Raw genomic sequence first — 11,489 nt, 5'->3', positions numbered from 1 at the left:
CGCGAGCGGGCCTCGGAATGGCTGGAGCAGAACTTCGACCAGATCGGTCATACCTCCACCTTCGATCTCAGCCGTTTCCTTTCCTGATACGGCTTGCGGGGCAGGGCGGACGCACGATCGTTCACTTTTGTCTATACTTTGCGGCTTGATCCTTCGTTCCGCCCCGCCGTACCGACAAAAAGACAAGCCATGCGCCAAACCATCGCCCAGAAAATCTCCCGTTCCGAATTCCTCGACGTGCGCGGCCTGCGCTACCACGTGCGCCACTGGGGCGACCCGCAGGCCCCCAAGATCTTCATGATGCACGGCTGGATGGATATGTCGGCCTCGTTCCAGTTCATGGTCGATGCCCTGCAAGCGGAGTGGCACGTGATCGCCCCCGACTGGCGCGGTTTCGGCCTGACCGAGCGGGCCCCGGCGCAGTCCTACTGGTTCCCCGATTACCTGGCCGACCTCGATGCCATCCTTGACCACTACGCCGGTGAGGAGGCCATCAACCTGCTCGGCCACAGCATGGGCGGCAATGTGGTGAGCCTGTATGCGGGCGTGCGCCCCCAGCGCATCAAGCGACTGGTGAACCTGGAAGGCATCGGCCTGCCCACGGCCAAGCCGGAGCAGGCGCCGGGACGCTTCACGCAATGGCTGGACGAGATGAAGAATCGTCCCGTGCTGCGCGGGTACGAGACGCTCGAAGAAGTGGCCGCACGGCTGCAGAAGAACAATGCGCGCCTCTCGGACGAACGCGCCGGTTTCCTGGCCCAGCATTGGGCGCAGCAGGATGAGAGCGGCCTGTGGCAGATCCTCGGCGATCCGGCCCACAAGCAGGTCAGCCCCATCCTGTACCGGGTCGATGAAATGATGGCCTGCTGGAGCCGCATCACCGCCCCGGTGCTGTGGATCGAGGCGATAGACAGCGATATCTGGCGTTTCTTCGGTCCGGCCTCGTTGAAACGTGAAGAAATCGACCGCCGCATCGCCTGTATCCCCAAGACGCAGGTGGAGATGATCGCCGACGCCGGCCACATGCTGCATCACGACCAGCCCGAGCGGCTGGCACAACTGATCGAGGCTTTCCTGCAGCAGCCGGCCTGAGGCTGGCCGCATCGTGCGGTGCAGTGCGGGGTCGGCACCAAGCGCGTAAAATGGACGCATTCCAATCACCCGGACCTCCCTGACCGACGGCAGCCACAAGCGACCGGCGCGGTCGATGAGGTCATTGCGACTTCCTATGTCTGAACTCAAGTTCGATCTGCATTGCCATTCCAACGTCTCCGACGGCCTGCTGCCGCCGGAAGAGGTGGCCGCGCGCGCCAAGGCCAACGGCGTGGGCGTGTGGGCGCTGACCGACCACGATGAAGTGGGCGGCGTGGCACGCGCCCGGGCGGCTGCGCGCGCGCTGGGCATGGAACATGTGGCGGGCGTGGAAATTTCGGTCACCTGGGCCGGGCATACGGTGCATATCGTAGGCTTGCGTATCGACGAGACCAACCAGGCCCTGGTCGACGGCCTTGCCGCCACCCGCAACGGCCGCGAACGCCGCGCCCGCGAGATCGCCGAGGCGCTGGATCGTCACGGCATCTGCGGCGCGTATGAAGGCGCGTTGAAGCACGTGGGCAATCCCGACCTGATCTCGCGCACGCACTTCGCGCGCTACCTGGTCGAATGCGGCACCTGCTGCGATACCAAGGAAGTCTTCGCCAACTACCTCACCGAAGGCAAGCCCGGGTACGTGCCGCACCGCTGGGCTACGCTGGAAGAGTCGGTGCGCTGGATCCGCGGCGCCGGCGGGGTGGCGGTGATCGCCCATCCGGGGCGCTACAAGTACACCCAGACCCAGTTCGGCGCATTGTTCGACGAGTTCAAGCAACTGGGCGGTGCGGCCATCGAAGTCAATACCGGCAGCCATACGCCGGAGCAGTACCAGGAATACGCCCAGGTGGCGCGCAGCTACGGCTTTCTGGCCTCGATGGGCTCGGATTTCCACGGTCCGGGCGAGTCGCGCATGGACCTCGGGGGATTGCCGCCTCTGCCCACCGGGGTCAAGCCGGTCTGGCATGACTGGGGGCTGTGAAGCTCTTGAATTCAGCAGGGCGATTCCTATCTAATAACCACTTTTCCGATAGGAGTTTTCCCCGATGAAACGCATCCTGCTGTTTATCGCCACCAACATCGCCGTGCTGGTGGTGATGAGCGTGATCCTCTCCCTCCTGGGCGTGGATCGCTTCCTCACTCGTTCCGGCCTGAACCTGCCGATGCTGATGGTGTTCTCGCTGGTGGTCGGCTTCACCGGATCGATCATCTCCTTGCTGATGAGCAAGAGCATGGCCAAGTGGTCCACCGGCGCGCGCGTGATCGAAACGCCCATGAACGGTACCGAAGCCTGGCTGCTGCAGACCGTGGGCAAGCTGGCCCAGCGCGCCGGCATCGGCATGCCGGAAGTGGCGGTCTATGACGGCGAACCCAATGCCTTTGCCACCGGTGCCTTCCGGGATTCGGCCCTGGTGGCGGTCTCCACCGGCCTGCTGCAGGGCATGACGCAGGACGAAGTGGAAGCCGTGCTGGGCCACGAGGTGGCTCACATCGCCAACGGCGACATGGTCACCATGACCCTGATTCAGGGCGTGGTGAACACCTTCGTGGTGTTCCTGTCGCGGGTGGTCGGCTATTTCGTGGATTCGGCCCTGCGCCGCAACAACGAGTCTTCCGGCCCCGGCATTGGCTACATGGTGACGGTGATGGTGTGCCAGATCGTCTTCGGTATCGGTGCCTCGATCATCGTGGCCTGGTTCTCGCGCCATCGTGAATTCCGGGCCGATGCCGGTGCGGCGCGCCTCTTGGGCACGCCCCAGCCGATGATCAATGCCTTGGCGCGCCTGGGCGGCTTTTCGCCGGAAGGCCTGCCGCAGAACATGGCGGCCCTGGGCATCAGCGACAAGCCCGGCATCATGGAGCTGTTCTCGACACACCCGCCGCTGGAACAGCGCATCGCCGCCCTGCGCGGCCAGCGCTAAGCCCGGCGGGCAGCGACAACGGCGGTGGCGACACCGCCGTTGTGCTTTTTACGATTTGGATTTGGATTGGAAACGGAAACCGCATCATGAGCCAGTTTTTCGAGATTCACCCCGACAACCCGCAACTGCGCCTGATCAAGCAAGCCGCGCAGATCATCCACAAGGGCGGCCTGGTGGCTTTGCCCACCGACTCCTGTTATGCGCTGGTCTGCCAGCTGGACAACAAGGATGCCGTGGAACGCGTGCGCCGCATCCGTGGCGTGGACGACAAGCACCACCTGACCCTGCTGTGCCGCGACCTCTCCGAGATCGCCCTGTACGCCAAGGTGGACAACCGCCAGTACCGCCTGCTGAAGGCCGCTACGCCCGGTGCCTATACCTTCATCCTGGAAGCCACCAAGGAAGTGCCGCGCCGCCTCTCGCACCCCTCGCGCAAGACCATCGGCCTGCGCGTGCCGGAGAACCGCATCGCCCACATGCTGCTGGAAGAACTGGGCCAGCCGCTGCTGGGTACCACCCTGATCCTGCCGGACGAAGACCTGCCGCTGACCAGCGCCGAAGACATCCGCAGCCATCTGGAAAAGCAGATCGAACTGGTCATCGACAGCGGTGCCTGCAGCCTGGAGCCGACCACCGTGATCGATCTCACCGATGACAATGAACCCGTGCTGGTGCGCCAGGGCAGGGGAGATGCAGGCATCTTCGGTTTGCAGGCTGCCTGAGCGAGTTTTTGTTCACCCACATCCGGCCAGCGGAAGCGGCCCCGAGCGAATCCGGGGCAGTTCGTTGTCCCTCTGCTAAAATCCCCGCCCATGAATGAACTCATCCAGACCGTCGCGGTTTACGCGCTGCCCGTGCTCTTCGCCATCACCCTGCACGAGGCGGCCCATGCCTATGCGGCCAAGTTTTTCGGGGATACCACGGCGTATTCGATGGGGCGCATGAGCCTCAACCCGCTCAAGCACATCGATCCCTTCGGCACCATCCTCATTCCCATCATGCTGTACTTCGCCACCAATGGCGCTTTCCTGTTCGGCTACGCCAAACCGGTACCGATCAACTTCGGCCACCTGCGCAAGCCCAAGCGCGACATGGCCTGGGTCTCGCTGGCCGGTCCCGCTGCCAATTTCTTCATGGCACTGCTGTGGATGCTGGCCATCTATGCCCTGGCGCTGGGCGGGGTGCAGGAAGAATTCTTCACACTGATGGCCAGGGCAGGGGTGCTGACCAACCTGGTGATGTTCGCCTTCAACCTGTTCCCGATTCCGCCGCTGGATGGCGGGCGTATCCTCACCAGCTTGTTGCCGAACAAATATGCGTATAAATTCGCCCAGATCGAGCCCTATGGCTTCTTCATCGTCATGGCGCTGGTGCTGCTCAAGGTGATTTACGCCTGGTGGATGGCCCCCGTGATGTATGTGGCCGGCAAGCTGCTGCAGCTCATTACCTTCCCCATCACCTTGCTGTTCTGATCCTTCATGTCGCTGATCCTGTTCATGTCGAACCGCCACCTGCCAACCAACGTCAAACGCCATGTATCCTGACCGCGTCGTCTCCGGCATGCGCCCCACGGGCGCGCTGCACCTGGGCCACTATCACGGTGCCCTGAAGAACTGGGTCAAGCTGCAATCCGAGCTGCCCTGCCTGTTCTTCGTGGCCGACTGGCACGCGCTGACCACCCATTACGACGATCCCTCCGTGATCGAGACCAGCACCTGGGAAATGGTGATCGACTGGCTCGCCGCCGGGGTTGATCCCTCCCAGGCCACGCTGTTCATCCAGTCGCGCGTGCCCGAGCATGCCGAGCTGCATCTGCTGCTGTCCATGGCCACCCCGCTGGGCTGGCTGGAACGCGTGCCGACCTACAAGGACCAGCAGGAAAAGCTGGCCGATCGCGACCTGGCCACCTACGGCTTCCTGGGCTATCCGCTGCTGCAGGCGGCCGACGTGCTGATCTACCGCGCCAGCCAGGTGCCGGTAGGTGAGGACCAGGTGCCGCACATCGAGATCATGCGCGAGATCGCGCGCCGCTTTAATCACCTGTACGGCAAGGAAAAAGGCTTCGAGGAAAAGGCCCTGGCCGCCACCAAGAAGCTGGGCAGCAAGCGCGCCAAGCTGTATCTGGAACTGCGCACGCAATTCCAGGAAAAGGGCGACGATGAAGCATTGGAACAGGCCAAGGCCATGCTGGACGATGCCCAGAACCTGTCGATGATCGATCGTGAACGTTTGTTCGGCTACCTCGAAGGCAGCCGCAAATTGATCCTCACCGAGCCGCAGGCCATGCTGACCGAGGCCTCGCGCCTGCCGGGGCTGGATGGGGCCAAGATGTCCAAGAGCTACGGCAACGCCATCGCCCTGCGTGAAGATGCCGCTTCGGTCACCAAGAAGGTCAAGACCATGCCGACCGACCCGCAGCGCGTGCGCCGCAGCGATCCGGGCGATCCGGACAAATGCCCGGTCTGGCAATTCCACCAGGTTTATTCCACCCCGGAAGTTAAGGAATGGGCAGCCAAGGGCTGCCGTTCGGCCGGGATCGGTTGCCTGGAGTGCAAGCAACCGGTGATCGATGCCATCCTGCAGGAGCAGCAGCCGATGCTGGAACGTGCGCAGCCTTACCTGGACGATCCTTCGCTGGTGCGCGCCATCGTCGCCGATGGCTGCGACAAGGCGCGCAAGCTGGCCCAGGATACCATGCGCGACGTGCGCGAAGCCATGGGGCTGGGTTATTGACCAGCGGCAAGCGGGTTGCAGGCCGTCGCGGGGCCCGCAGGGGCGGGCTCTCCGGTTTTTTTTACGTCCGCTTTCATCTCTGGCAGCCGCAAATTGACCTGATGAGGCGTCTATCCGCTACAATCAGGCCTTTATTCTGACCACCACCTTACATACGCACACCATGATCAAGGGTAGCATTGTTGCAATCGTCACTCCCATGCATCCGGACGGCAGCCTCGACTACGATGGCCTGCGCAAGCTGATCGACTGGCATATCGCCGAGGGAACCGACAGCATCGTCATCGTCGGTACCACCGGCGAATCGCCCACCGTCTCGATGGAAGAGCACTGCGAACTGATCAAGGTCGCGGTCGAGCACACGGCCAAACGCATCCCCATCATCGCCGGTACCGGCGGCAATTCCACTGCCGAAGCCATCGAGCTGACCGCCTTCGCCAAGAAGGTCGGCGCCGACGCCTCGCTGCAGGTGGTGCCTTACTACAACCGTCCGACCCAGGAAGGCATGTACCTGCACTTCAAGACCATCGCCGAAGCGGTGGATCTGCCGGTGATCCTGTACAACGTGCCCGGCCGTACGGTCGCAGACATGAGCAACGAGACCATCCTGCGCCTGGCGCAGGTCAAGGGCATCGTGGGCGTGAAGGATGCCACCGGCAACATCGGCCGCGGCACCGACCTGATCCGCCTGGCTCCCAAGGACTTCGCGGTCTACTCCGGTGACGACGCCACCGCCATCGCCTTGATGCTGTATGGCGGCGCCGGCAACATCTCGGTGACGGCCAACGTCGCCCCGCGCGACATGCACGAGCTGTGCGTGGCCGCCATGAGCGGCAACATCGCCCGTGCCGTGGAACTGAACAACAAGCTGCTGCCGCTGCACAACAAGCTCTTCGTCGAACCCAACCCGGTGCCGGTCAAGTGGGCCATGCAGGAGATGGGTCTGATCCCGTCGGGCATGCGCCTGCCGCTGGCGCCGCTGGGCGAGTCCTTCCACGACACCGTGCGCGCTGCCCTGCGCGAGTCTGGCGTCTTAAACTGATCGGCTTGGCCGTTTTGGCGCAGGTCTCCTGAAATCCGATTCCGCTTTCACTAGTAACGATATGACTAATAGCAATAACGTTCGTCCGGTCTCCCGCTCCGCGTACACACTTACCCAACGCAGCATCGTCGTCGCACTGGCGCTGGCCGGACTGGCAGGATGCTCGTCCATCGGCAACATGCTCGAAGGCGACCGTATCGATTACAAGAGCGCCGAAAAGGCCCGTGGCCCGCGCCTGGAAGTGCCGCCCGACCTGACCCAGCTGCAGCGCGACAACCGCTACGCCATCCCTGAAGCCAACAAGGGTGTGGCCACTGCCTCCGGCTACCAGCTGGAACAGCAGACCAAGCCGACCACCGATGTCACCTCCGTGGCACCGACGTCCAAGGGCAACGAAATCCGCATCGAGCGCGATGGCTCGCAGCGCTGGCTGGTGGTCAAGCAGACCCCGGAACAGCTGTGGCCGCAGATCAAGGACTTCTGGCAGGACAGCGGTTTCCTGATCAATATCGAATCGCCCGATACCGGCGTGATGGAAACCGACTGGGCCGAGAACCGCGCCAAGATCCCGCAGGACTTCATCCGCAATACCCTGGGCAAGGTGTTTGATTCGCTGTACTCCACCGGCGAGCGCGACAAGTTCCGCACTCGTCTGGAGCGCGGCCCGAACGGCACCACCGAAATCTTCATCAGCCATCGCGGTGCCGAAGAAGTGCTGACCGGTTCGGCCAAGGAAACCTCGGTCTGGACCGCACGTCCCTCCGATCCTGGCCTGGAAGCTGAATTCCTGTCGCGCCTGATGGTGCGTCTGGGCGCAGAAGAAACCAAGGCCAAGGCAGCCGTGGCCAATGCTCCCTCGCTGCAGGCCCGTTCGCGCCTGCAGAAGACCGCCACCGGCACCAGCGTGCAAGTGGATGAAGGCTTCGACCGCGCATGGCGTCGCGTCGGCCTGGCACTGGACCGCGTGGGCTTCACCGTGGAAGACCGCGACCGCAGCCAGGGCATCTACTTCGTGCGCTACGTGGACCAGAACCAGGATGCCAAGGACAAGAAGGATGACGGTTTCTTCTCGCGCATCTTCAGCTCCAAGGACAAGGACAAGAAGGCTGCCAAGTACCGCATCGTGGTCAAGGGTGCCGGTTCCGACAGCAGCAACATCGTCGTGCAGAACGGCGAGGGCGGTCCGGATACCTCGGGTATCTCCGACAAGATCCTCGGTCTGCTCAACGAACAGCTGAAGTAAGCAGGACCCGGGGCTCAGATGAAGTTCGCGAGCCTCGGTAGCGGCAGCGAAGGCAATGCGCTGCTGATCTCGGCCGCAGCCGGCGACCAGCGTCCCTCCTCGGGGACCACGGTCATGCTGGACTGCGGCTTTACTTTGCGCGAAGCCGAAAAGCGCATGCTGCGCCTGGGCCTGGATCCTTCCGACGTCTCGGCCATCGTGGTCACGCATGAACATTCGGACCACGTCAGCGGCGTCTTCAAATTCGCGCGGCGCTATCGCATTCCGGTCTGGCTCAGTTATGGCACCTGGCAGGCGGTGGCCGAGCAGGCCAACGATGTCGATGTACGTTTCTGCGCCGATGGCCAGAAGCTTGCCATCGGCGATCTCGAACTCTCTCCCTATACCGTTCCGCACGATGCCCGCGAGCCGGTCCAGTACGTGGCCAGCGATGGTGATCGTCGCCTCGGCGTGTTGACCGATGCCGGCCAGCCGACCGCGCATTTGGTGCAAGCCCTCGATGCCTGCGATGCGCTGCTGCTGGAATGCAATCACGACCGCGACATGCTGGATCGCTCGCCTTATCCCGCCTTCCTCAAGCGCCGCATCGGCGGCGACTACGGCCATCTGGCCAACGACGCCAGCGCCGAGATCCTGCGGCTGCTCGACAAAAGCCGGCTCAAGCGCGTCATCGGCGCTCACCTGAGCCAGCAGAACAACACGCCCGAACTGGCCCGCGCGGCCATCGAAAGCGTACTCGGCCCCACTTTTGGCGAGATCGGCATCGCCTGTCAGGAAGAAGGCTTCGCCTGGCTGGACGTCTGATCGCAAAACGCGAGTGGTTCAGCCTTTTGTCAGGCTGTCTGTGTCTTGGGTGCGCTGCGTCAGAAACAATTTGTTTCTCTTTTTCTTCAGCTTGAAGGGCCTTGATTTGATCCCGGTCCGCGGTTCCGTCTCGTCTGCTGCGATATTGTGTCTTCGATAAGAAATGCGGCTTCTGCGGGCTTGTCAGTTCGTTGTCAGTGGGTGCGCCAGGATTGAATGCGCCGATGCGTTCCTGGGCCGTTCTGAGCGGTTTGCGCTGGATCAAACGAGGGCAATGTCCGGGAGATCTGAAGTGAAGGCTGCTTCACGTGCCAAGTGAAGAGAAAAGACAGTGATATGAAGTTTCGGACTGGAACGCTCCGGCAAAAACAAAACGACAACAAAACTCGGGACGAAAAAAAACCGGTCTTGCGACCGGTTTTTTCCGAAAATAATCCGAAGATTACTTGGCCGGAGCGGCTTCAGCCGGCTTTGCATCAGCGGCCGGAGCGGCAGCGTCAGCAGGCTTCGCATCAGCAGCCGGAGCAGCGGCGTCAGCCGGCTTGGCAGCGTCAGCAGCAGGAGCGGCGTCAGCCGGCTTTGCATCAGCAGCCGGAGCAGCAGCGGCCGGAGCTTCAGCAGCAGGAGCAGCAGCAGGTGCCGGTGCTTCTTCCTTCTTGCCGCAAGCAGCCAGGGCAACAGCCAACAACGAAGCGATCAACAGAGTCTTTTTCATGAATATTCCTTCAATATTTAAAAATTGTGCGATGAATAATTACCGGTAATTATCGCTCTACTGGGAGGCTTTCGCCGCGGGTAAGACCTCACGGTCGGGCTTCGGTTCTTGCTTCTTTTTTACTGCCGAAACAACGCCTGACAACGAAAACTTTCCAGCCCATCATTATAGCTATTTTTTTCCGGAATCACATCGCCACTATGGGAATTCGTAAGAATTTGTAAGAACTTACATCCCTTTTCAGCGGCCCGGAAAGTCTTGGCGCAAGCCGCTCTCCGGGATTTTCTAAAGTAATTTCGAGAAGTGTCCGCAATAAATTTCATTAATCTCGAATGATGTCGAGCCAGCCACTTTCATGCCATTGGTGCAATGCTTCCAGCAGGTCTTCGGAGGCCAGGTCGAGGTCGGATTTCTCCAGCACACGCGAGTCTGCCAATCGCGCCAGGATCGCCTTGTCGCCGCGATTGACCTGGAAGGATTCGCCATTGATGAAGACGTGAGAGCCACGGTACAGCATGCGCGTCTTGCGATGCAGCGCCAGACCGCGTTTCTTCGCGCCCTGGAAAAAGCGAGCAAAAGATAATTCCTCGGTCCGTGCTTCGAAGAAAACGCTGGGTTTGGGCTCTGACAGATGCTCGCCCAGGAAGATGGTGATGTCATCGTCGGTGAAGCGGATCTTGTTGAGCTCGTCGCGGATGCGCGCCACCATGTCCAGCGGCAACTCGGCCGGCTTGGCGGTGGCTTTCAGGTCAGGATCTTCATAGCGGCCGGGCAGGTCGATGGTATCCATCATGAATTCCAGGAAGGATTCGCCCAGTTCCTGGTAGGCCGGCGAGCGGAAGCCGACCGAATAGGTCATGCATTCGCCGATGGCCACGCCGTCGTGCGCGTATTGCGGCGGCAGATAGAGCATGTCGCCCGGTTCCAGCACGAATTCCTGTTCGGCTTCGAAGTGGCTGAGGATCTTCAGCGGCACGCCTTCTTCCAGCGTCAGGTCGTCTTGCGCGCTGATGCGCCAGCGGCGTTGTCCGTGGGCCTGCAGCAGGAAGACGTCATAGGAATCGAAATGCGGACCGACGCCGCCGCCATCGGTGGCGTAGCTGATCATCAGGTCGTCCAGGCGTGCATCGGGCACGAAGCGGAACTGGCGCAGCAGGGCATCGGCGGCCGGATGGTGCAGGTTCACGCCCTGCACCAGCAGGGTCCAGGCCTTTTGCTTCAGGGGCGGCAGCTTGTTGAAGGGGCCGTGCTGCATGTCCCAGCCATCGGTGCGATGGGTGATGAGGCGCGATTCGACATCATCGCGGCGGGCCAGGTCGAACAGTTCCTGGCGCGGCAGCGGTGCGGTGAAACCGGGGATGGCGTTGCGGATCAGGAGCGGCTTCTTGTGCCAGTAGTCACGCAGGAATTGGGCGGGCGTGATGCCGCCGAGCAGATCGAGTTTTTTCATGGTCGCCATTATAGAGGTGCCAGCGCAGCCGTACGCCATTGGCGGCGACCAAGTTTGATGCAGGTATAATCGCGGAGTCGAGATACCGTTTTTGAAAGCGTCCTTGCCTCGCGGGAATGGCAAGGGGATGGTTCTTAGGCCCCAACCCGGGTGGCAGGTGTCCCGCGCGACGCTTCCGCAGCAGCTGCCGCTCCCGCACCACTATCGATACAAAGGACCCTTACGATGAAGATCGCGAAGAATACCGTCGTTTCCGTCAACTACAAGCTGTCGGATGCCCAGAACAACCTGATCGAGCAAAGCAGCGAGCCGATGGTCTACCTGCACGGCGGCTATCACAACACCCTGCCCAAGATCGAAGAAGCGCTGGACGGCAAGGAAGTCGGCTACAGCGCCACCATCCAGGTCGAGCCGGAAGATGCCTTCGGCGAATACGATTCCGAGCTGGTCAAGATCGAGCCGGTCGAGCGCCTGCCGCAACCGCTGGAAGT

General features: G+C 61.9%; 12 protein-coding genes. 10 read left to right on the top strand and 2 right to left on the bottom strand.

The window, feature by feature from the left end:
* The first annotated feature begins 189 nt into the window (after window positions 1-189).
* From B3873_RS16585 to B3873_RS16545, 9 genes are all read left to right on the top strand, one after another.
* The gene (locus B3873_RS16585; RefSeq protein ID WP_286867385.1) at window positions 190-1,092 is read left to right on the top strand and encodes an alpha/beta fold hydrolase; all 903 of its coding nucleotides are present in this window, start codon (window positions 190-192) and stop codon (window positions 1,090-1,092) included.
* 136 nt (window positions 1,093-1,228) lie between these two features.
* The gene (locus tag B3873_RS16580) at window positions 1,229-2,071 is read left to right on the top strand and encodes a 3',5'-nucleoside bisphosphate phosphatase (protein ID WP_286867383.1); all 843 of its coding nucleotides are present in this window, start codon (window positions 1,229-1,231) and stop codon (window positions 2,069-2,071) included.
* Between the two features lie 64 nt (window positions 2,072-2,135).
* On the top strand, window positions 2,136-3,011 hold the full coding sequence (gene htpX / locus B3873_RS16575; protein WP_286867381.1) for a protease HtpX: 876 nt from the start codon (window positions 2,136-2,138) through the stop codon (window positions 3,009-3,011).
* Window positions 3,012-3,097: 86 nt separating this feature from the next.
* Window positions 3,098-3,733, top strand: coding sequence for an L-threonylcarbamoyladenylate synthase (locus B3873_RS16570; RefSeq protein ID WP_039784685.1), 636 nt, complete (start codon window positions 3,098-3,100; stop codon window positions 3,731-3,733).
* Window positions 3,734-3,823: 90 nt separating this feature from the next.
* On the top strand, window positions 3,824-4,483 hold the full coding sequence (locus B3873_RS16565; RefSeq protein WP_039784686.1) for a site-2 protease family protein: 660 nt from the start codon (window positions 3,824-3,826) through the stop codon (window positions 4,481-4,483).
* Between the two features lie 61 nt (window positions 4,484-4,544).
* Window positions 4,545-5,744, top strand: coding sequence for a tryptophan--tRNA ligase (locus B3873_RS16560; protein ID WP_039784687.1), 1,200 nt, complete (start codon window positions 4,545-4,547; stop codon window positions 5,742-5,744).
* A gap of 163 nt (window positions 5,745-5,907) precedes the next feature.
* On the top strand, window positions 5,908-6,786 hold the full coding sequence (dapA, locus tag B3873_RS16555) for a 4-hydroxy-tetrahydrodipicolinate synthase (RefSeq protein ID WP_039784688.1): 879 nt from the start codon (window positions 5,908-5,910) through the stop codon (window positions 6,784-6,786).
* 61 nt (window positions 6,787-6,847) lie between these two features.
* A complete protein-coding gene (bamC, locus tag B3873_RS16550; protein WP_039784689.1) occupies window positions 6,848-8,029 on the top strand; it encodes an outer membrane protein assembly factor BamC in 1,182 nt (393 codons plus the stop codon).
* Window positions 8,030-8,047: 18 nt separating this feature from the next.
* Window positions 8,048-8,833, top strand: coding sequence for an MBL fold metallo-hydrolase (locus tag B3873_RS16545; RefSeq protein ID WP_286867380.1), 786 nt, complete (start codon window positions 8,048-8,050; stop codon window positions 8,831-8,833).
* Window positions 8,834-9,275: 442 nt separating this feature from the next.
* Here B3873_RS16545 and B3873_RS16540 read toward each other — a convergent pair whose 3' ends face one another.
* Window positions 9,276-9,548, bottom strand: coding sequence for a hypothetical protein (locus tag B3873_RS16540; protein WP_075259113.1), 273 nt, complete (start codon window positions 9,546-9,548; stop codon window positions 9,276-9,278).
* Window positions 9,549-9,870: 322 nt separating this feature from the next.
* On the bottom strand, window positions 9,871-10,998 hold the full coding sequence (locus B3873_RS16535) for a cupin domain-containing protein (protein ID WP_286867376.1): 1,128 nt from the start codon (window positions 10,996-10,998) through the stop codon (window positions 9,871-9,873).
* A gap of 225 nt (window positions 10,999-11,223) precedes the next feature.
* On the opposite strand from B3873_RS16535, the gene B3873_RS16530 reads away from it, so the two are divergent.
* Window positions 11,224-11,489 (top strand): FKBP-type peptidyl-prolyl cis-trans isomerase (locus B3873_RS16530; protein WP_286867374.1); only part of this gene is annotated, 266 nt, incomplete at its 3' end.

The sequence above is a fragment of the Herbaspirillum sp. UBA812 genome, from assembly GCF_002296545.1.
Classification (GTDB): domain Bacteria; phylum Pseudomonadota; class Gammaproteobacteria; order Burkholderiales; family Burkholderiaceae_D; genus Herbaspirillum; species Herbaspirillum huttiense.
Note: the sequence above shows the minus strand (reverse complement) of the source record. Positions and strands in the feature narration are given on the sequence as shown.